General features: G+C 59.5%; 13 protein-coding genes and 4 pseudogenes. 6 read left to right on the forward strand and 11 right to left on the reverse strand.

The genetic code is table 11. The annotated features are described in order from the left end of the window. Positions 1–1,273 precede the first annotated feature (1,273 nt). The gene (gene dut / locus CE491_RS10850; protein WP_110948347.1) at positions 1,274–1,729 is read right to left on the reverse strand and encodes a dUTP diphosphatase; all 456 of its coding nucleotides are present in this window, start codon (positions 1,727–1,729) and stop codon (positions 1,274–1,276) included. 6 nt (positions 1,730–1,735) lie between these two features. After that, complete coding sequence (coaBC, locus tag CE491_RS10855; protein ID WP_110948348.1) at positions 1,736–2,944, reverse strand: bifunctional phosphopantothenoylcysteine decarboxylase/phosphopantothenate--cysteine ligase CoaBC; 1,209 nt, start codon at positions 2,942–2,944, stop codon at positions 1,736–1,738. A 133-nt stretch (positions 2,945–3,077) separates the two neighbouring features. Between coaBC and radC the strand changes: the two are divergent. Further along, positions 3,078–3,590, forward strand: a pseudogene (gene radC / locus CE491_RS10860) (RadC family protein); the annotation flags it as partial. Between the two features lie 201 nt (positions 3,591–3,791). Here radC and CE491_RS10865 read toward each other — a convergent pair. After that, entirely contained in the window at positions 3,792–4,061 is a 270-nt protein-coding gene (locus CE491_RS10865; protein ID WP_110948350.1) for a hypothetical protein, read from the reverse strand. Between the two features lie 239 nt (positions 4,062–4,300). Between CE491_RS10865 and CE491_RS10870 the strand changes: the two genes are divergently transcribed. After that, on the forward strand, positions 4,301–4,582 hold the full coding sequence (locus CE491_RS10870; protein WP_110948351.1) for a helix-turn-helix domain-containing protein: 282 nt from the start codon (positions 4,301–4,303) through the stop codon (positions 4,580–4,582). Between the two features lie 230 nt (positions 4,583–4,812). After that, the gene (locus CE491_RS10875) at positions 4,813–5,322 is read left to right on the forward strand and encodes an HAD domain-containing protein (RefSeq protein WP_110948352.1); all 510 of its coding nucleotides are present in this window, start codon (positions 4,813–4,815) and stop codon (positions 5,320–5,322) included. A gap of 494 nt (positions 5,323–5,816) precedes the next feature. On the opposite strand, the pseudogene CE491_RS10885 reads toward CE491_RS10875, so the two are convergent. The 3 genes and pseudogenes from CE491_RS10885 to CE491_RS10895 all read right to left on the reverse strand — a co-directional run bounded on the left by CE491_RS10885 (position 5,817) and on the right by CE491_RS10895 (position 9,813). Beyond that, positions 5,817–7,036 (reverse strand): annotated as a pseudogene (locus CE491_RS10885) (IS3 family transposase). Between the two features lie 167 nt (positions 7,037–7,203). Beyond that, complete coding sequence (locus CE491_RS10890) at positions 7,204–8,454, reverse strand: PrpF domain-containing protein (RefSeq protein WP_110948354.1); 1,251 nt, start codon at positions 8,452–8,454, stop codon at positions 7,204–7,206. A gap of 30 nt (positions 8,455–8,484) precedes the next feature. Beyond that, positions 8,485–9,813, reverse strand: a complete 1,329-nt coding sequence (locus tag CE491_RS10895; RefSeq protein WP_199885068.1) for an MFS transporter — start codon at positions 9,811–9,813, stop codon at positions 8,485–8,487. 259 nt (positions 9,814–10,072) lie between these two features. Here CE491_RS10895 and CE491_RS30970 point away from each other — a divergent pair. The 3 genes and pseudogenes from CE491_RS30970 to CE491_RS30740 all read left to right on the forward strand — a co-directional run. Beyond that, positions 10,073–10,156 (forward strand): annotated as a pseudogene (locus CE491_RS30970) (GntR family transcriptional regulator); the annotation flags it as partial. 36 nt (positions 10,157–10,192) lie between these two features. Then, positions 10,193–10,672: a GntR family transcriptional regulator gene (locus tag CE491_RS10900; RefSeq protein WP_267894483.1), complete on the forward strand. Its 480-nt coding sequence runs from the start codon at positions 10,193–10,195 to the stop codon at positions 10,670–10,672. A 215-nt stretch (positions 10,673–10,887) separates the two neighbouring features. Continuing rightward, positions 10,888–11,010: pseudogene (locus CE491_RS30740) on the forward strand (IS30 family transposase); the annotation flags it as partial. A 136-nt stretch (positions 11,011–11,146) separates the two neighbouring features. On the opposite strand, the gene CE491_RS10910 reads toward CE491_RS30740, so the two are convergent. From CE491_RS10910 to CE491_RS10930, 5 genes are read right to left on the reverse strand one after another with little or no spacing between them, the layout of a single operon-like run. Next, positions 11,147–12,766, reverse strand: a complete 1,620-nt coding sequence (locus CE491_RS10910; RefSeq protein ID WP_110948355.1) for a DUF2300 domain-containing protein — start codon at positions 12,764–12,766, stop codon at positions 11,147–11,149. A gap of 1 nt (position 12,767) precedes the next feature. Then, entirely contained in the window at positions 12,768–17,342 is a 4,575-nt protein-coding gene (locus tag CE491_RS10915; RefSeq protein WP_110948356.1) for an alpha-2-macroglobulin family protein, read from the reverse strand. Next, on the reverse strand, positions 17,339–18,013 hold the full coding sequence (locus CE491_RS10920) for a DUF1175 domain-containing protein (protein ID WP_110948357.1): 675 nt from the start codon (positions 18,011–18,013) through the stop codon (positions 17,339–17,341). Before CE491_RS10920 ends, CE491_RS10915 begins: the two co-directional genes overlap by 4 nt. Next, positions 17,998–19,728, reverse strand: a complete 1,731-nt coding sequence (locus tag CE491_RS10925) for a DUF2138 domain-containing protein (protein ID WP_110948358.1) — start codon at positions 19,726–19,728, stop codon at positions 17,998–18,000. Before CE491_RS10925 ends, CE491_RS10920 begins: the two co-directional genes overlap by 16 nt. A gap of 35 nt (positions 19,729–19,763) precedes the next feature. Then, entirely contained in the window at positions 19,764–20,555 is a 792-nt protein-coding gene (locus CE491_RS10930; protein ID WP_110948359.1) for a YfaP family protein, read from the reverse strand. Between the last annotated feature and the right edge of the window lie 392 nt (positions 20,556–20,947).

Genomic DNA, 20,947 nt, shown 5'->3' on the forward strand with positions numbered 1-20,947 from the left:
ATCATCGAGCAGGTCGATGTCGAGAATGTCGGTGTCTTGAAACAGCGGATCGGTCAAATCATTGTCATCGCTATCGACGGACGACCATACGGCCTGACTGCTTGCAGAATCGGCAGTGGCGACAGGCGAAACACTGCCGACCGCCGTGACGGGCGTTGTTGCTTGGTTACGCAACGAAAACCTCGCCAAGGCCTGCGCCAACCCATTGAGCGCCGGCATGCTCAAAACGAACGATTTGACGGCTTTACCCCCCGAGAGTTCTTGCAGCAGTTGTTCCAGCTGTCGGGCGTCGGCGGCCACGCGACGTTTGAGCGCGCTTTCATTCAGATACAGGCCCAACAGCACGCTGCCGATAGCCACCAGCGCAGCCAGGAGCAGCATCAAAGAGGGCGGGGAAGATTGCAGAGCGGGGCCGGGCGTGAACGACAGCTTCCAGTTGGCATAACCCGTCGAAAAATCCACGGCGCGACCGCCATCGCTCTGACCGCGTGTCAGAAAGCTTTGCGCCGTGGCATCGCCGAACTGCTGGCTGAGCACAATCTGGCCGACTTCAGGCGGCGCCTCCGGCAGCGCATTGGTCAGCCTTTGAACCTTGAAGGCCAGCAGCAGGGTGCCGGTAATCGGTGCATCGGAGGCGGCGCGCAGTGGGGTGACGCTGTAGATCATCCAGCTATCGCCCACCTTGCGGGCTTCCGGTGCCGGCATTTCGCCTTTGCTGGCTTTGGCGAGCATGTCCAGCGTGGCGAAGCTGATCGGCAGTGGTCCCTCATTGTCGAGGCTGTTGAAACCCAGCGGATTCAGGCGCGCGCCGACCACGCTGTCTCGATAGAGCAGGCGATGCTGGGCGTTCTGGATTTGTACCGGGTCGTTGCTCTGCAGCGCCTGAGCCAGCGCTTCGTCGGTGGCTGCCGCTTGGGTGTCGGCCGTGATCAGGCGCAGAGCCTTGCCGATTGCACCCGCTTGCGCCGTGCCCCAAGCCTGAGCCAGCTGGTCTTTCTGCTGGGGCTGACTGAGCATGCCAAGCCAGACCAGAACACCCGCGGCTATCAGGCCGATGAGCGAGGGAAGAAGGCCCGGGCTCGCCAGGCTCAGGTTTGAGTCCTTGACCGTCGCGTCAGTCGTTTCTGGACGAGAAGCCGCCTTGGCTGTGCGCTTGATGCCTTTCAAACTTGAGTCTCCCTGCTCTGACTACCTGAGGCGTTGTTGTTTTATCCATCGGACATGGCCGACTCAAGCGTTTAGCGACATCCTTGCCAAGCGGCTTCACAAACAATCAATGACTGCCGGAATGCCCGAAGCCACCGGCGCCGCGCTGGCTTTCGTCGAACTCCTCAACCACTTCGAAGTGCGCCTGAACCACCGGCACCAGTACCAATTGGGCGATACGCTCGCCGACGGAGATCTTGAAAGCGGTCTGGCCTCGGTTCCAGCAGGACACCATCAGCTCGCCTTGGTAATCGGAGTCGATCAGACCCACCAGATTGCCCAGCACGATGCCGTGTTTATGCCCCAGTCCCGAGCGCGGCAGTATCAGCGCGGCAAGGCTTGGATCTGCGATATATATCGACAAGCCAGTGGGAATCAACAGGGTCTGGCCGGGTTCGAGCACCGTTTCCTCTTTGAGCATGGCGCGTAGGTCCAGCCCGGCGGAACCGATGGTGGCGTAGGCCGGGAGCGGGAATTCGCCGCCAATGCGAGGGTCGAGGATCTTGGCTTGTAGAGCGTGCATACGTGATTAAACCTGGTTCAAGCGATCAGCGATAAAGGTCACCAGCTGGCGGGAAATCTTGGCCTTGCTGGTCTGGGCGAAGAGCGTTGTCTGCAACGCTCGGTCGATCACGCTGCACGCGTTTTCTTCGCTGTTGAAGCCAATGCTTGGATTGGCGACGTCGTTGGCGATGATCAAGTCGAGGTTCTTGTCCTTGAGCTTGCGTGCGGCGTAGTCGAGCAGGTGTTCGGTTTCGGCGGCGAAACCGACACTGAATGGACGATCCTGACGCTGGGCGATGGTGGCGAGAATGTCCGGGTTGCGAACCATCTGCAGCAGAAGACCATCGCCGTTCGTAGGGTCTTTCTTCAATTTTTGCGGGGCGACGACTTCCGGGCGGTAATCCGCTACAGCGGCCGAGGCGATGAACAGATCGCAGGGCATCGCGGCTTCGCAGGCGGCGAGCATGTCGCGGGCGCTGACGACGTCGATGCGAGACACACGGTCCGGCGTCTGCAAATTGACCGGGCCGGTGATCAACGTGACCCGTGCACCCGCTTCGGCAGCGGCTTCGGCGAGGGCAAAGCCCATTTTCCCGGAGCTGTGGTTGGTGATGTAACGCACTGGGTCGATGTTTTCCTGGGTCGGCCCGGCGGTGATCAACACATGTTTGCCCGTCAGGCTCAGGCGCTGGAAGCAGTCGGCCGCCGATTGCGCCAGATCATTGGGCTCAAGCATCCGGCCGTAACCCACGTCGCCACAGGCCTGGCTGCCGCTGGCCGGGCCGAACATCCGCAAGTCCCGGGCCTGGAGGGTCTGCAGATTGGCCTGCACCGAAGGATCGCGCCACATGGCCTGATTCATGGCCGGAGCAACCGCGACGATAGCGTCGGTGGCCAGTACTACGGTGGTCAGCAGGTCGTTGGCGATGCCCTGGGCCAGCCGTGCGATCAGGTCGGCGGTGGCTGGCGCGATCAGCACCATGTCGGCCCATTTGGCCAGTTCGATGTGCCCCATGGCCGCCTCGGCTGCGGGATCCAGCAGGTCCAGATGGACAGGATGGCCGGATAGCGCCTGCATGGTCAGGGGCGTAATGAACTCCGCGCCGCCCTTGGTCATGACGACGCGCACCTCGGCTCCGTGATCGCGTAACCGGCGAACCAGTTCGGCGCTTTTATAGGCCGCTATGCCGCCGCCTACGCCGAGAACGATGCGTTTCCGATACAGCCGTTGCATAGGCCTGCCTTTTTGGTCGAGTTACACGCGGCAATCAAGTGGCCTCCCGGGGCCGGATCGACGCGCAAAAAAGATGGCTAAGATAGCACAGCGACCGTACGGGAACAGCGGCGTACACAGACAGGGAGGTGCTATGAGTATTCGCGATTGGCCTGTTGCGGAGCGGCCGCGGGAGAAGCTACTGGAGCGAGGTGCGGCGAGTCTTTCCGATGCCGAATTACTGGCCATTTTTCTGCGCACGGGCGTGTCGGGAAAAAGTGCTGTTGACCTTGCGCGTCATCTTTTGACGCGGTTCGGCAGCCTGCGCGCACTGCTCGAGGCCAACCTCTCCGCGTTCAGCAACGAGTTGGGTCTTGGACCTGCGAAATATGCGCAGTTGCAGGCAGTCATGGAAATGGCGCGACGGAACATGGATGAGGGCCTCAGGCGTGGCAGCGTCCTGAAAAGCCCGGCCCAGGTACGCAGCTATCTCAAGGCGCTACTTCGGCATGAGCCTCATGAAGTGTTCGGTTGCCTGTTTCTGGACAGCAAAAACAGGGTGCAGGCATTCGAAGCGCTGTTTCAGGGTTCGATCAACGTGGCGCATGTTCACGCCAGGCAGGTGGTGAAGCGGGCGTTGGCGCATAACGCTGCCGGGATCATCCTTAAGGGTTATGTGTCAAGACGTGGTGTAACATTTCACCTAAGCCTTGGTGGGCGGACATTTGAAATAGGTTCGCTCTAACCTGTGTTTCACATCAAGTGTTACATCCATCAGCGCATGTTCGTTCCTGGCTGTGCTCCTGGCTGAGGGGCGGGGCCCGGCTTTGGTTCCTATCCTGCTGGCTAAAAAGGCGACGCCGCCACATCAGCGTGCTGAGTAAACCTGCCGCTCGATGGTCCACTCATCTGTCTGAACGAGATGCAGCCCTCGATACACACGATTTCCGTCAACGGTACACCGAGGAATGCTCCAGCCAAAATCATTAAAGAGCTCCGAAAGCTCTATCAGTCGTTCCATCTTCCACTGTCCGGATCCGTTCATAAATCCAGGCGTGACATAGTCAATAGCGTCGATCTGGAAGCTGTCGTTCTGCTGCCCGAGAAGCTTTTTGAGCCCCTCCAGCGAGGGAACCATGAATACCTCCTGACCACCATCCCCATTTTTTCTAACTTGGCTGTAACGTTAAACCAAGGGAACTCCGTTGGGTGCCACACGACCTCGGTCGATAGGAAGTCATGAGCTTTTAAGTGGGCAGTCGGAAAGCACGGCGCAGAACGAATCATTCACTAGCCTCCATAACAGATATGAACAATATATGTTGTAGTCATATATTGTTCAATACGGGCATATCGTTCCTTTTGTGAGTACGCAAAATGGAACTAAAATCTGCGTTCGCCTCGGCGCTACTTGATTTGCGGGCCCTTCGCAATTTGACCCAAGAAGATTTTACGGGTGTGAGCAGCAGAACGAACCTCAGTCTATTGGAACGATCAAAGACGATCCCTACGATCGAAAAGCTTTCGCAGATCTGTGGGGTGCTTGATGTTCATCCGCTTACCTTGATGGCTATTTGCTACTCAAAAAAGGAAGGGTTACCTGCGTCCGAAATCCTTGCCCATGTGGCCGATGAACTTGAGTCACTCGACCTACGATGAGGGTTAACACGTCGCGGCCAGCTGCGCGGAACCGTCACTGTCCTTCTGATCACCTATTCTTGATCTCCTCTTGGCATTAGACATCGCTGCACTGGCGGCAGGCCACCCAGAAACAGTTTTTGTGGCGTAGGATGCTGACTCGGCGCCGGTGTTTTGCTCCATAGACCTTGGCGTCTTCGGAGCGACACTATCCGGCCCATGCTGGTGCTAGATTTTCACGGGGGCGGAAGGTGATCCTTTTTTTGGACTTTGATGGCGTGCTGCACCCTGATTCGGTTTTCCTCAGTCGCAAAGGCCCGAAGCTGCGCAGCGAGGGTGAGCTATTCATGTGGGTGGGTTTTCTTGAGGACATACTCCAAGACCTCCCAGACGTGAGAATCGTCTTGAGCACAAGCTGGATTCGCAATATCGGGTATTCCCGAGCAATTAAGCGTTTGCCTCTCGCAGTCCAGCAGCGTGTCGTAGGGGCTACGTGGCACAGCTCCATGGCTAGCGGATGGGCGGATGAGAATTTGTGGGATCAGTCTTCTCGGTATAGCCAGATCCTGCGCTACGTAGCTCGCTCAGCAGTCAGCGATTGGGTAGCGCTTGACGATGATACGGAGGGCTGGGCTGACGCTGATCTTTTTCGATTGGTTGCCGTTGACCCTGTTCTTGGATTGTCTGAAGAGAGGGCTCGCAGTGAGCTTCGAAGCAAACTCAATTCTCCCAGGACAGGTGGGAGGTCTATAGGCTTGTAGTGCCCGAATGGCATTATCGTGAGGATAAGTGCAATGAAAGCTCTCACTGAGAAAGAAATAGACCATCTGGAGTCGCTCATCCCGGAGCTTGTAGTGAGCGCAAGCCGACAGGCTTATGTCGCTACTTTGGCGGCGGGCCATTCCGTGATGGAGGTGGTGGACGGGCAAGTGGTGTTGACACAGCCATCAGGGGCTAGACAGGTGATTCGGGAAGCGCGGCCCAAAACGCGAGTGAAAGTAGGTGTAACCCACAAAGTCAGCCGCACATCCACTTCCAGGTAGCTCAGTATCGCTACCTCCTTCTGTCGGTCGTAAACGCCCCGCTGTTCGAGCTGGGGCATTTACACCTGATGATGCCTCCGTCATCTGCGCCCCGTGGTGAGCGTCCGCTTTGGGTTGTGGCCTGTAGTGATCGGCAGCATCCGACCGATTCTGTTGAAAAAGTAGATCTCCTGCCTGGACTTGCCCCTACCAAACCGGACACCAACTCCCCGTTAAATTGATGCTGCTGCCAAGCGCCTAAACTCTCTCGGCGACCGATATTTCAAAGCACTGTGCGGATGCTGCTCGTTGTAATGCTCAAAGGCAATCGTCAGATTGCGCAGCGCCGTTTCTCGATCAGGCTTGGGCATGTGCGCCACGTAATCACGCTTGATCGTCTTCACGAAGCTTTCCGCCATGCCGTTGCTCTGTGGACTGCGCACCGGTGTGGTTACCGGCTGCAAGCCGATCTGGCGAGCAAACAGACGCGTCTGCTCGGCGATGTAGGCCGAGCCGTTATCGCTCAGCCATTGCACGGGCTCGCTGGGTAGCTGATTGCCAAAACGCTTCTCCACGCTTTCCAACATCAAGTCTAGGATGTCGTCACCGCTGTAGCCCGTCGGGCTGGCGACCCAGCTGATAGCTTCGCGGTCACAGCAGTCCAGGGCAAAAGTCACGCTCAACTTTGCACCGTCGTCGCAGCGAAACTCGAAGCCGTCCGAGCACCAGCGCGTATCGCTGGTAGTAACGGCAATCCGGCCTTCATGCCGGCGCTGCACGCCAGGCCGCTTGATGCGGCGTTCCAGCAACAGATTGTGATCGCGCATGACGCGGTAAACCCGCTTCACATTGATCGGGGCCAGTGACTGGACTTCACGCTCACGGCGCAGCAACCCCCAAACACGGCGGTAGCCCTAGCTCGGCAACTCGCTGACTTGCTGCTTAATCTCGGCGACCAACTCCGTATCGTTCACGAGCCGACGTCGCCGTACTTTGGGCGATACCAATTGCTTGATCCGAGCCGTTAATTGCGAGCGCGACACACCGAGACATTTGCTGACCAGTTTCACTGGTCGTCCCCCGGCAACAAGGGTGAGTGCGCAATCCATTTTCGCGACCGGGCAATCTCCACGGCCTCTTTGAGGACTTCGGCTTCCATCGTCTTCTTGCCCAGCATCCGCTGCAATTCGCGGATCTGCTTGAGCGCATCGCTCAGTTCCGACGCCGGTACAACGGCCTCGCCAGCACTGACCGCCGATAAGCTTCCGTCCTGGTACAGCTTGCGCCACAGGAATAGCTGGTTGGCGTTGATGCCGTTGCGTCGGGCCACCACGGAAACGCTTTGTCCCGGTTCCAGGCTCTCTCGAACCATGGCCAGTTTCTGGTCGGTACTCCAGCGGCGCCGGCGTTCCTGGCCGAGCAGCTCGCCACCCTTATGGTTGCTGTTAGTCATAAACATACCCGTTTGCCTATCCCTTATCTTAAGGGGGGAACGGTGTCCTGTCTTTCATGGGGCTCGTTCAAACACAATGGCTTAGATCGAAACGGGAACAGACCCTAGGTCACCTCTTACAGTGAGGTGTTGGTCGCGTGATGACTCGAAACACTCAAAGATGACGCTCAATCGATCACCAATTTCGCCGCTGTCTCCATCGCTTCGATCAAGTGCGCTGACGCTCGATAAAAGGGGACATGGCCGCGCATCAAGATTTGGGTATTACGTCGGTAAGCAGCGGCGCGAATGTCTATGCTATCGGCATCAGCTTTGACGCTGACCGTGGTATCCAACTTGCCAGCCGGATTCTCGATACTCACCTCTACATCCGAATACGTCGCTGAGATACCTTTCAGGCCCTCGGCCACCGCATGGGCGGTACTCCCCGCGAGCAGGCATGCGGCGGCGAGACAGCAGCCGCCGGAGACGGCCATCGAGGCGTGTCCGGTCTGAGGCGTGAAATACCGGACTGCAATGTGCCCGCCGTGACGGGGTGCGCCGACGATGCACACTTTGGGAATGGTTTCACTTCGTTCGAGATCGGCCGGGCTCATGAGCCCGCCGTCGCGACGCCGAAGCTGCATCTTCAAACCCGCCTCAATCCAGACTTGCCTCAGCTTCGCCATGAACACAGCGTCGGCTTCGAGCTCTGAAATGGCTTCGTGGCCTGTTTTGCCAAAGCTGGCGGCATCGGCAATGACCATAGGCACAGCCACGTCTACACACGAAACATAGTGCCCGGCGACTGTGTCCAGGACGTTGCCTGTAGGTAAAAGAGCGCCGGTCTTGTTGCCGACCGGGGACTGCAAGAAAAGATCGACGCGTGGAAATGCGCCGGCAACCCCTGGAATTTCGGCATTCACAAATCCTCCCTGGGAATCACGGGACATCCGTGCGACGGTAAGAGCACCGGTGTTGGTGTTCTTGATTTCGATGTCATAGCTCCCTGTCGCAGGCACTTCGATCAAGCCCGAGTCGATAGCCCAGAGCGGCAACGCGGAAGACATGTTGCCGCAGTTCACGCTCCAGTCTATGTCGCTATGATCACTGGCCAGTTGGGCAAGCGTACTGACGATTTGAGGCCCCGAAGGCGTGTACTCGATCCGTGCCAAAAACACTTTATTGCTGGTAGCTGGGCCCCGGCCCAGACCGGTTATCTGCCGATTACCCTGCTGACTTTCAGCAAGAGGTACTCCCATGAGATGGCGCAATAGCTCTGCTCGCAGACTCTCATCACGGGGTAGCAAGGACTCCCAAATCACCACGCCCGTCGAAGTACCTCCTCTCATGTAATGCACTGGCAACTCCATCACGCCAGCATGCATCCGAGAGCTAAAGCCATTCTGGGAGACGGGAAACATAGGTGATTTGAACATCGACAACTCCACACATAATTGAGGCAGCCCTTAGATAGGCTCCTGCACGGATTCAGAAGTATTGGTCGCAGCGTCAGCTCTGAGTGGCGCCAGGCGTTTGGCCGGCACTAATGCTGCAACGACACTCAACGCCAATGGCAAGGAAGTGGCCACGATACCAAGAGTGAAGGAACCCGTCTGGTCTTTAATAAGACCGATCACGTAAGGTCCTATGAATCCGCCGAGATTGCCAAAAGCATTGATGAACGCTATACCCGCCGCCGCTGAGCCGGTGAGAAAGCTACCCGGTAGAGTCCAGAATATTGGGCGTGCTGCAATCACACCCAAGGTGCTGATTGAGATGCCCACAATGGCTCCGAACAGGGTGGGTACAGCGGCAGCTATCAACAGGCCTGTCGCACCGAGCATGCAACTGGCAGCCACATGGAGAGAGCGGTTAGGGCTTTTATCCGACAAAGCGCCCCAAGCGATCATCCCTACAATTGCGACACCGTAAGGGATCATCGACATCAGCCCGATGTGGAAGCTGCTCAAGCGGTGCGCTTTGAGGATCTGTGGCAGCCAAATCGCAATACCGTAGGAGCCAACGGCGAATCCCAAATGAATAACGCCCATGAGCATCACGTCCAGGCTTTTGAAGGCGTCCTTGAAGCTGGAGAGATGACCGCCCGTTTTTTCCACGGACAGCTTGAAAATCAGCCAATCCTTTTCCTCTGGAGTGAGCCACTTGGCTTCAGACGGCCTGTCGGTGAGGTATATCAGAACCACTACGCCCAAAACGATCGCTGGAACGCCTTCGATAATGAACATCCACTTCCAGCTGGCGATACTCAAGAAGTTCGCGCTTTCAAGCAGAAAACCAGACAGCGGCGCACCGATGAGAGCGGATAAGGGAATCGCGGTCATGAACAATGCTGTCAATCGACCCCGGTACTCCTGAGGAAACCAGTAGCTGATGTAGAGCACCATACCGGGAAAAAATCCCGCTTCGGCGACTCCCAGCAAGAATCGTAAAGCCATGAATGATAGGAGCTCTCGATCCCTTACATAGCCGTTGATCACTAGCCCAGCCCAACCGTTGTTCATTGCCTTGGCCGTCTGGACGTCGCCCAGCAGGGCACGGTTTGCAGAGGTCCCTCCATCGATCACAAGCACCTGGCCGTTGCCTGGGGAAGACACCAGTTCCCGGATCAGCACGTTGTCATCAACGCATGTGACTGTCATGGCTGGGCCAGCGCAGGTGCGTTTGCCGCCTAGGGAGACAAGGCCCTGAAAAGCTTGCTGGATGTTGGGCCCGATGGAGTCCCAGTAGAGATCGCACAGATCCACCGTTGAAACGCGGCTTGAGCAGGTCGTCATAAGTGTCTTCCACAGGTAGTTCTGTACAGACGTATAGAGTTATTAAGCGACCTGTCAACGTCTGGTAATGTGCGCTCCCTGTACCGCGCCACGTTTAAACTCAAGGATTAGTGAAATGGTTTCTGATCACGCTTCTAGCCAAAAGCCGGATAGCCGCCTTCCCCGCTACGTGCAGATCCGTGACGACCTGGCGCAAAGAATCAATCAGAGGACTTGGGCGACGGGCATTGCGTTGCCTTCATAAGACAAACTCGCCGCAGAGTATTCAGTTTCCGTAAGCACAATGCGCAACGTGCTTGACGCGTTAGTGCAGGACGGTTTGGTCGAGCGTATCCGAGGGCTGGGAACGTTTGTGTCGCGTTCCTTCGAACGTTCCTCGATGCTGCGCTTCGTGCGATTCAGGGGGACAAAAGGAAACGAATTGCCCACCGCCCAAATCCTCGCGACAAAAATCTTGTCCCCTCCAGAAAAAGCTGCGCAGCAATTACGGCTCGCGCCTGGGCAAACCGCGCTCTACATGCATCGATGCAGATCTTTCGGCGGGGAGATTGTGCTGGTGGAGCATATCTGGCTGCCGTTACCGAAATTTGAGAAGTTGTCTGCGTATCTCGAGTCTAACTCTCCGGTCTTGCTGTACCCCGTGTACGAATCCGAATGCGATGTACTCGTGGCCCGCGCGGTCGACGATCTCACCGCACAGCCACTGACCGACCAAGATGCCAAACTCTTCCAACTCGCTCAGGGGGCGATGGCAATCCAGATCGAAAGAACGATGCACGATCATGTTGGCGCACCTTTCGAATGGCGACTGTCATACATACCTGCAGACAGATTTCATTACACGGTGGAGATCAAGTGATTTAGGATTTGTAGCGAGCGACGGCAACTAAAAACGCTCCACATGCAATGAATCCTTCAGCACCAATCTATGAGTTGCATCAGCAGCACCTTTGTTGGGAACAGGCAACGCCTGCCCACCTAATCCGTTCGCGGATGAATGGCGGCTATGGGTTGTTGATTCATCCGGTCGACGCAACACAACTAAATTCTGTGTAAACAGAAGCAGTGTTGCAGATGAAGCAGAGACAACGGATCCACTCAACCGAAAACCAGAAGCAGCAGATGTGGGATCAATGGCAGAAAGGCGATTCTCTCCAGCAGATCGCCCAACTCTTTGATCGAAACCATTCATCAATTCCCGTACTACAGATCTGCGATCTCCTCGCGATTCCTCCGAGCAGTGAATCGCCCCGGCCACGGCGGCGATAATCGTCGGCCATGCGCCACAGCAGCAAAGCAACAGCAGGACCTGCGGATAACGGAGTTTCACGGCCTATTCCAGCAAGAGATGACGGGCGAGCCCTTCGATGTAGTTTTCATCCTGACCGTTGGGATGGGCTTCGAAGGCCAGGTGCAGGTATTCGTGGGTCAGGTCGAGACGGTCTTGCAGCGACAGCACTCCACGCACGTAGATGCGCTGGCGTTCGCGGTTGACATAGGGGCGACCGAACGCCAGGCGGCAGACCGCGAAGTTGCTGATTTCGTTGTAGCCGACTTCGCTCTCCAGGCGCGGGCGCCAGGCTCTGCGCTGGGTTTGCAGCCACTCCTGACCCGCCGGCAGGGCCTCGCAGGAGGCGACGGGGTTGTCCCAACGGCTGAGGCTCGCGCGCGGGTAGGCATGCAGCAGGATCGCGTCAAAACGCTTCCCGGCGTTGGCCTGCTCGACGGCTTGATGCCAGGACAGTTTGTCCGGCCCCGGCTGATCGGAGTGATAGGTGACATTGCTGCCGGCCAGCACCAGGTCGCTGGTCCAGGCGGCGATCGCGCGGGACTCGGCCGTGGCCGGGCGCGGCGCCACACGCTGGCGGCTGCTGCTGTCATCGATGCTCAGGCACTCACCATGGTGGGTTGCGTTCTGCAGCAGGTAAGTGCGAATGGCGATGGCCAGCGCCTTGGCCGCTTCGGCAGGTTCCGGCCGGGCTTCGCGTTGCAGCACACGGGCGACGTACTCTTCGCGATCCAGGCGCGCGACCAGCTTGTCCTGCAGCAGGAACAGCTCGCCGTCGCTGTGAATATCTAGCTGATTGCCGTTGCTGAATTCCACCCGGTAGCCGCCCCGCAACGGCCCGCTCGGTGCCGCGCGTTCGCCGCTCAGCACCCGCGCGATGGGATAGCGGGAAAACAGCCCGACCTCGACACAGCGGCCAGCGTCCGCCGGCCACTCTACCGGCAAAACCTCAGCCAGTGCCTGACGGTAATGGCGCAGCACCATTTGACTGGTGCCGCGCCCACCGGCCCAGATGGGCGTGCCATCGGCCGTCCAACCGCCGAAGCCGCCCTGGCGCGAGGTCGGGTCCTGATCGCCCAGCCAACTCCAGGTTTTCACCCGTAAGCGGCCGCCCAACTCGCCCACCACGTTGCCGTCCGCGGCATTGAGCACCACATCGAGCAACACGCGGCGCATCTGCGCCTGCGCCGGCAACACCGCCAGCACCTGGAGCAATTCGGCCACCGGCACCCGCATCGAAGGCTGCAGCGCCGGCAGATCGAGCAACCATTGCGGCGCCTGCCGCGCCTGCCAATAGCTGCGCCAGTCAGCCGCCTGAATACCCAGGCGCGCCGGCTCGAAATACAGCCCGCAGGACTTCACCAACGCCTGATCGCGCGCGATGCTGCCCCCCGCCGTGCAGCAATAGACTTCGTCCTTGGCCTGCCCGCGACACGCATAGGCTGGCTCATGGGCCTCGGTATCCACTAGCCAGCTGTAGACGAACAGCTTCCACAGGCTGCCCAACGGCGCCTGCAGCTTCGCCGGCAAGGGCTCGCGGGCGATCAGTTGCGTCTGGCCGAGGGTCAGCAGTTCACCCTTGAGGCCCAGGCGCAGGGTCGCTTCCTGCGCCGTCGCTAGCGCAGGCAGCAGATACAGCAGTAGCCAGAACAGAGGCCGGGTCATGTCAGTTGACCGTGACCTGGCCCAGCGCCGGTTTCTGCTCCTGAGCCTGATACTGCGGCGCATAGACCTGGGTGAAACGCACGGGCGGCAGATTGAACTGGCCCTTCTGCGAGAACCGCACCAAGTGGCGCAAGCGCAGTTCGCCGCTCAAGGCGTCTATCGGTATCGCGTAGGCCATTTGCCCCGGCTCGAAGCGCGCCTTCTCCAGCGCCGACGGTTCGCTGCCCGCCTTGCCCAGCAATTTGATGCCCCACGTGGTGCGCTCGATATCGGCGCCCGGCGGCAGCGGCACTTCGAGCATGCCGTAACGCAGCGGCTTGGCGGCCTTGCTGGTGATGATCACTTCGTCCAGATACAGGCTGTCACTGGACACCGGCTTATTGCCCACGGCCTCGAGCTTGAACTCGAACGCTTCGTCACCCGGTACCAGACGCGACAGGCGCCGGATGATGGTCACGCCCATCTGCTCGACCGGTGTCTGTCGCGTCTGGTAGCTGAGCGCGGCACGCAGCGGACGCTCCTGGGTGCCCGACAGCGACAACACCGGCGGCACTGGCGTTGCGCCCTGCCAGGTCCAATACATGTCACCGGCGGCCCCGCAGCGTTCCTTCCAGCCTTCACCCGGTGCCAGCGCGATGGTCGGCGAGGCCTGTTCAATGCTGCGTTGCAGCCAGCTCAGCGCCAAGGCCCGTTCCAGCGTCGATTGCTGTGGCAGCAGGCGCTGCAACAGTGCCTGGGCGTGGGCTTGATCGAAGGCTTGCAGGGACAGGTTCAAAGCCTCCGCGAATGGCTGCGAACTGACCCCCAGGCGCTGTTGCGCGTCGGGCAGTTGGCGATTGAAGGCCTCTGGCAGCGCGACCTTCAACTGTTTGGCCAGGGAGGCCGTCAGCGCACGCGCCGCTACCAACCCCAGCGCCGAGTCGGGAGCGCCCATGACCAGGCTCTCCTCGCCATCGTCCAGTAGGCTCTCGGCGGACCCATCGCCGGCTTTCGCCAGATCGTCCATCAGGCCGCCGAGCAGGGTATTGACCGGCAACTGCATCTGTCTGGCGAACGAAAGGATCAACGCGCGTTGCAATAGCGGGGTGTTCTTCGCTTGCTTGGCATACACCTCCAGCACCCGCTGCCAATGCTCCGCCGGCAGGCTTAGGTCCAAGACCTTGCTGGCGTACCAGTCGGCGTAATAGGCATAGGTCGTAAGGAAGGCATCTGGCTCGCCCTCCTCACCCCACCAAGTGAAGTACGCCGCCGGCCCGGCCATTTGCACCAGGCGCAGGCGGCTGTTCTGCATGATCAGGCGCAGGCGGTCACGCACTGGCGGGTCAGCCGAAAGCACCGGGTAAGCGATGCTCAGCGCCAGTAATTGGCTGGCGGTCTGCTCGACGCTGCCGTAGGGGTAGCTGAGCAAGTCATCCAGGGACGAACGGAACAGCGCTTGCGGGCTGTCATCCAGGCGCAAGCGAATCGCCGTGGCGTCGGCCGGCAGGGTCAGCGGGGTATCGCCGCTGGCCGCGTCCAGGCTTTGCGTCTGGCTGACCTGCCAGCCTTCGCCGCTAGCAGTCAGGTGCACGGCCAGAGCGTCAGCGGTCTTGCCGTCGTGCACCAGCTCGGCGGTCCAGTCACCGTTGGCCAGGGCGAAGGTGGGCAACGGGATGTAATTGATGCCGTTGTCGAGGGTCACCGGTACGCGCTGATCACTACCAGCGAAATGAGTTACCAGCTCGGCGCTGACCGGTTGCTCGGACTGGCTGAAGGCGAACACACCCAGGGCCGGCTTGTCACCGTTACGGAATTTGCTCGGTCCGCTCCACTTCAGGTAAAGCGGCTTTTCGGAGCGCACGAACTGCTTCTTCTGCCCGACGTGACCGTCATCGGCGATGGCCCGCGCGGTGATGCGCCAGCGGGTCAACGAATCCGGCATGGTGAAGGTAAAGCGCGTCTTGCCGTTGGCATCGGTGACCAGTTCGGGCTGCCAGGCAGCGGTGTCGACGTCTTCGCGACGCGGGCGCTCCAGCACCTTGACCCCGCGCTCGCTGCGGTTGGCCTTGCCCGGCGCACCCGGGCTACCCGGCAACGCCACGTCGTAGCTGATGAACGACAGGCTAGCGCTGGTGCGCACGTTGTTGCGGCGCGGGTGATAGAAGAACTGGTCGATGGTCGGCGCCACTTCCGGTTGCAATGCATAGATCATTTCGTCGACCACACTGACCGTCAGGTGAGCCGGGATCGGCTTGCCAGCGAACTGAGTGGTCAGGTCGACCGACACGGTATCGCCCGGCTGGTAGCTGTCCTTGTCGGTGGCGATGGCCACGTCGATCTGCGGCGTCACTACCTTGATGCCGGCGTTCTGGAAGCTGTACTGACCGCCCTTGGTGTAGAGCACCGAGAAGGTCAGGTTGGGCGTGAAGTTGTCCTGCACCGGGATACGCGCGCGATATTGGGTGTCGCTGAGTTTTTCCAGTTTCAGCCAGTCGCCGCCCTTGGACAGCAAGGCCGTGGCCTCGACCTTGTCGCGCTCCAGCGACAGCAATGCATCGCTAACCGGCTCTGGGAAGGTGATCAACGCCAGCGCTTCGTCACTGGCCTGGTACTCGGGTTTGTCGAGGACGATTTCGACAGTGCCCGGCACGGCCTTGATGCCATCGCCCGTGACCGAATGGCCGGTGGCGCCGACCACCCGGCCGTGGTCATCCTTCAGAGTCAGGTTGTAGGTGCCCGGCCGTTCGAAGGCTAGGCTGAAGCCTTGGGCCTTGGCGTCAAGCTTGCCTTCTGCGCTGCTTTGATCTTCAAGGCGCACCCAGCTGTAGCTGCTCGGGGTCGCGGCCTTGCTCTGCTCGCTGCCGCCCTCGTTGACGTAGCTGAACGCGACCTTTTCACCGGCGGCGCTGAAGCGCTGCGGCGCGCTCAAGCGAAAGCTCGCGGCGCCGCGGTCGATGAGAATTTCTTTGGTGGTTTTGACCCGATACGCGGCGCCATCGCTGGCGAACACGGTGAGCATGTAGCGGCTCGGCTTGTCGGCGGCCGGCAGCTCGAGGCTGGCGTTGCCCTTGGCGTCGGTGGTCAGCTCGGTGCTGCTCAGCTCGATCGGGAACTGCCCGAGGTACTGCAGTTCGTTATCCACCATCGATAGTTGCTGGGCCCGCAGGCTTAGGGTCAACTTGGCATTGGCCACCGGCTTGCCGTCCGGGTAGAGCAGCACCAGGCTGCCCTTGACCGCTTCGCCGGTGCGATAGTCCTGCTTGGCCAGGTTCAGCGAGATTTCGAACTGCGGCTTGATGTATTCGGCCACCCGGAAGGCGCTGCTGTAGGCCTGGTCGTTGTAGGTGAAGCGGAGCTCGTAACCACCGGCCACGGCGTTTTCCGGCAGTTGGAAACGCCCCTGTGTACCGGCCATGGAGTCGAGCTTAAGTGCCAGGGTCTGCAGCGCGGTACCGGTGGCATCGAGCACGCTCACGTTGACGTCGGCGGTACCGGGCGCCACGGAATCCCGGGCGTTCTTGAACTCACGCCCAACGATCTTCAACGACACCCAATCGCCCGGCCGGTACAGAGGCCGGTCGGTGAAGGCATAGAGCTTGGTGTCGTAGATTTCGCTGTCGTAGTAGAAGTTCTCGGAGACGAACACCCCGCCCTCTTCATCTTCGCCGATCACGAACGAGCGCTCGGGGCTGGCGTGCTGCAAGCGCACCAAGCCATCGGCATCCGTCGCACCGCTGCTCATCACGCCTAGGCCGTCGGTCCACAGCACATTGACCTTGGGCACCGAACTGCCTTCGTGCTTGCGCGCGGCCCACACCAGCAACTCGTCGCTGGCGATCTTGCTCACCGCCACGGTGTTGGAAACGAACACCATGGTGGTCGCGCGGTATTTGCCCACGAGCGCTTCGACCAGATATAGGCCGGGCTTGAGGTGGCCCAAGGGGATATAGACGTTGCCCGGGTTGGGACTGACGAATTCACTAGAGGACCCGCCCAGACTCACGCCTTTGGGCGGCTGGATCGGCTCGGCCTGCCACAAAGGATAACGGAACTGCGTGACCAGCGCCAAGCCAGGGATCAGCGCGTATTGCGGCTGCGCGTCGTATGGCGTCGGGGCCGTCAGCGCGTCGCCCATTTTCAGCTCCGGTACCTCGTCGGTGACCTGCTTGCGCGTTTCGTAGGAGAACGCCCGCTGCATCACACGGCGAGATTTGCGGTACCAATTGTCCCACAGGTACGCCAGTGTGTTGGACAAGCCTTCGCCCTTGAACTGACCGTCGCTGACCACCCGGTGCAGGTTCTTCTGGCGCTTGAGGAAGTCCAGCGGCTTGCCGATGCGGTACACGCGGATGTCCGCGCCGCCGTAGGGCTCCATACGAAAGCGCCGATAGTCTCGGCCCGGCGCTTCCAGGCGCACCACGGCCTGCTCGTCGCTTGCGAAGCTGCTGTCGGCCAGCAGGAAGAAGCTTTCGCCAGCCACTGACGTGTAACCGCTGGGGTCGACGCTGTCATCGGCATTGACGCTGGCCACGGGCATCAGCACGGCCAGAAGCAAGAAAATACGAGCGCAGAAACGCAACATACGGGCACCGGTCATTGGGAGAGGAAGCTCAGTCGATAGACGCCGATGAAGTTGGGGTTGGCTGCGTCGGGTATCCATCGCGTGTCTTTCCATGTCATGAGTTGCTGCAGGCTCGTGGATCGCATGCCGTTGTCAGTGGGGGTGGTGGTACCGGTGTGATAAGCGATGTAACGGCCCATCCAGATCATCAGGTGCTGGTCATCGCCCTGGTCGAAAAACATCAGGTCGCCGGGCCGCGCCTGGGCCATGTCACGGCCCACCAAGCGGCTGTTGAACTGAATCAGCTTGATCGCGTTGACGTAAGGTCCAACCTTGCCGCCCCCCTGCTGCCATTGCTGAGCCAGGTTGCGCTGCGCGTCACCGAGTTGCAGCTCCGGCGGCAGGTAGTGATTGGACAGGCCATTGCTGCGCAGCCACTTGTCGTCATGAACCTTCAACGCTTCGTTGGCGGCGAAGCGCACCAGGCCGGCGCAGTCCTGTTGATACCAGCGCGGGCTCGGGCCCTTGGTCAACTGCTCCTCGGCGATACGCACGAACCAGGCGCGGAACACCTGAGATTGCGCCACGTCGAGGGACGCTGCGTCGCTGGCGCAGGCGCCACTGCCGAACAGCGTCGCCAGCAAGCCACTGGCGATCACCGCCGCTCGAGCGATGGCCTTGGCAAGCGCGATCACAGAGCTTTCCATTCCAGTGGCAGCCATTGCCAGTGGCCGTTCGGCACGCTGCCTTTGGGCAAGGTCAGCGCGTATTTGCCATAGCCGCCGAGGGTACGCAGTTTGGGAATCAGCAGGGTTTGCGCGGCGTTGTAGAACACCGGTTCCATGTCCTGCGGCAGGCTGTCGAGGGTTTCCTTTTGCATCAGCTGCGCCATGGCGTCCGGGCCGAAGTAGAACGGCATCAACAGGTCCTTGGGCAACACGTCGGCCATTGGCGGGAAGTTCTTGGTCAGCGTGCCGAGGGCCTTGTTCACCAGCGTGTCGTCAAGGGAGAGCAGCAATGTCGAACCATGCCGGGCCATGCTGACTTTCATGAACGCTTTGCCACTGATGGCGTCCGGGTTCTCGGCATCCTTGGCCGCATAGGGGCCGAAGCTGGAACTGACCTGGCGCTGCCACTCATGGCTGGTGCCTGCTTGTTTCTCTACTACCGGGAAGACGTGCGCGTCGACGTTGCCCTCGTACGCGCCGAACATGGAGCCGAACAGCTTGCCCAGTTCGCCGTCAAGCTTACCGCTGTCTTGATCTTTCAGACTGGCCACCAGCAGCGGCGTGTACAGGCGCGAATCGGCGTACCAGCACAGGCCCGCGGCGCCGGCCATGTTCTCGGTCAGAGCTTGTGCACTGGCTTCGTCGGCGCCCAGTTTCATCAGCAGCGGTTTTTGCTGTTCCGCCGCCAGGGGCAAGGCCACGCAGGCGCTGGCCCCCATGGGCATGGCCTGCCAGATCGGCTTGAAATCGAAGTCCAACTGGTTGTCCAGCTCGTCCATCGCCAGGTAGCTGTGCCAGCCTTTATCGTCCATGTCGAAGCGCAGGCCAGCGAAGTTGGGGATGAAGCGCTGATACCCCATGGCCAGTACGCTGGCGTTGACCGACAGGCGCTGCTTCACCTCCGGCGCGCGAGGTTGCAGGCCGAAGGCTTCTGGGAAAAGCTTGTCGCCGTTGAGCAACGCTGCGATGGCCTGGCTCGACACGTTGCCTGGTTCCGGCTGCGTGCCGTTTTGCGCGTCCACAAGTCTGGCCGGGTTGGACAGCACCACCAGCTTGTCGTCATGGGAAGCGAACAACAGTGACTTTCTGGCGTTATAGGTTAATTGATAGAGAGCTACGTCATCGCTGCCAACCTTCACCTCGCCGACCTTGCTCAGCTGCGAGTCATCCAGCGCGACTTTGGCCAGCGGCTCCAGCACCTTGGCCAGGCCACCACGGTCCATAACCAGTAGGAAGTCTTTCAGACGACCATCGTCGCCGCGCCACAGCGCCACGTCGGCAGGCTGGTCGAAGAGCTGCTCAATCAAGTTATCCTGCAGGTTGAGATCATGCTCGTAAATGATCCGCCGTAGGCTGCCGATCAAGCCCAGTCGATCGGCGTTGGCCTCGTAGTAGAAGACGAAATCTTCGGTCAGGGTGGACTTGAGGAACGGCTCCATCAGCAGATCCTTGGGCAACTGTTTTAGGGAGCTGGTTTCGAGCAGGCCATCGGGGCGGCTCATGCCTAGCTTGTCACTGGCCAGGGCCGCCGCCGGCAACACCGGGGGCTTGTGCATGAACCAGCCCAATCCACCCGCGACACCCGCAAACAGACACAACCCCAGCAGCACGATCGGCCGGCGCCGCGAAGTCGGGGTAGCAGGGGCGTCGCTGGCAAGTACATCAGCTTCCGGTGATACAGTGTTATCGGCCATGTTCACAAACCCAATTCATCCTTGGTGCGGGATGCTTAATAGTTGAAAGTCTTGATCAGTAGCAGGTCACCGATCGCCCGCATGGGCACGACGAACGTTTCGCGTTTTTCGTCGGCGGTATTTTCGTTGAGCACCAGATTGATGTTCGCCGTAATGACCACATTCTGATTACTGCCTTCGTCGAAGTTGTAACCTTCGGCGCCGTAGTTGCCCCAATAGTTGACGTACACCAGATAGGTGCCATGCAGCGGGGCCGTCATGGTAAACATCTCTGGGCCGGGACCATCGACACCGTCCGGGTCCAGACCTCCGCCGTTGGTTAACGCCGTATGGCCGAAAAACGCATGCTGGCCGTCGGGTGTAATTATGTGCATGTCCAGTTCGGCTTTTGGATCGTCCCAACCTAATACCACACGGATACGTACCGGCGTGCGCAGGTTGTTGGCTTCATAGAATTGCACACGCTTGAGTGACTTGCCTTCAGCGCTGCGCACTTCAACACTATTGGAGCCAGCGCCGAACGCGTAGGGGCGGACAAAGCGCCCTTCTTCGTCAGTGTATAGATTGAGCGGATTGCCATTGACTGAAAGGGTATGCGGGGCACGCTGACTGCTCGCGGCCTTAATTGCGCCCTCGATCATACTTCGGTTGCGCTGGATGCCGCGGTCGATGGGCGGGGTCGGATAGGCAACTTGTGGATTCTCGCTGCGGTTGAGCAGGCCGTTATAGCGCCAACCACTGACGGGGTCGGATAACTGGGCCGAAGGCTCCGCTGCGGCGCTAGTGGTTGCGAGAAAAATAGTCAACGACGAAACATACAATCTCATAACTTTCAGTTGCTTATGATTTATGTGCCCCTGATCAATGTATCGTCGATGATTGGACACGAGCGCGGCCACCTACTTAATCTCCATAAAGACACAAACAAAAGTGTTATCAGAAACTCAAATGGCTGTACAGCAGCATTCGCTATAGGAAACAAACTTTATTCAATTTTTCGTCGACGCTCATCCACCTTGATACTCGGGACGTGGCGAGAAAGAGTCTGTGTTTACTCTAAAATACCGACCGCCGTCAACATCGTTATGCGTCTGTGGATTATTACTTTTCCAGCAGTTCGGTGCGATAGCTGTTATGCACCAGCCCGTCGAGGGATACACAACCAGTTAGAATGCTCGGATCAATTTTGCCGCACGGCCGTGGCGGAAGGTCATAATTT

The organism is Pseudomonas bohemica (assembly GCF_002934685.1).
GTDB classification, from domain to species: domain Bacteria; phylum Pseudomonadota; class Gammaproteobacteria; order Pseudomonadales; family Pseudomonadaceae; genus Aquipseudomonas; species Aquipseudomonas bohemica.

Coding starts and splice junctions, on each gene's coding strand:
- CE491_RS10865 (WP_110948350.1), bottom strand. CDS start 4,061: ATGGTTCCCTCGCTGGAGGGGCTCAAAAAGCTTCTCGGGCAGCAGAAC.
- CE491_RS10925 (WP_110948358.1), bottom strand. CDS start 19,728: ATGGCCGATAACACTGTATCACCGGAAGCTGATGTACTTGCCAGCGAC.
- CE491_RS10930 (WP_110948359.1), bottom strand. CDS start 20,555: ATGAGATTGTATGTTTCGTCGTTGACTATTTTTCTCGCAACCACTAGC.
- dut (WP_110948347.1), bottom strand. CDS start 1,729: ATGCACGCTCTACAAGCCAAGATCCTCGACCCTCGCATTGGCGGCGAA.
- CE491_RS10895 (WP_199885068.1), bottom strand. CDS start 9,813: ATGACGACCTGCTCAAGCCGCGTTTCAACGGTGGATCTGTGCGATCTC.
- CE491_RS10900 (WP_267894483.1), top strand. CDS start 10,193: ATGCTGCGCTTCGTGCGATTCAGGGGGACAAAAGGAAACGAATTGCCC.
- CE491_RS10890 (WP_110948354.1), bottom strand. CDS start 8,454: ATGTTCAAATCACCTATGTTTCCCGTCTCCCAGAATGGCTTTAGCTCT.
- CE491_RS10920 (WP_110948357.1), bottom strand. CDS start 18,013: ATGGAAAGCTCTGTGATCGCGCTTGCCAAGGCCATCGCTCGAGCGGCG.
- CE491_RS10915 (WP_110948356.1), bottom strand. CDS start 17,342: ATGACCGGTGCCCGTATGTTGCGTTTCTGCGCTCGTATTTTCTTGCTT.
- CE491_RS10870 (WP_110948351.1), top strand. CDS start 4,301: ATGGAACTAAAATCTGCGTTCGCCTCGGCGCTACTTGATTTGCGGGCC.
- coaBC (WP_110948348.1), bottom strand. CDS start 2,944: ATGCAACGGCTGTATCGGAAACGCATCGTTCTCGGCGTAGGCGGCGGC.
- CE491_RS10910 (WP_110948355.1), bottom strand. CDS start 12,766: ATGACCCGGCCTCTGTTCTGGCTACTGCTGTATCTGCTGCCTGCGCTA.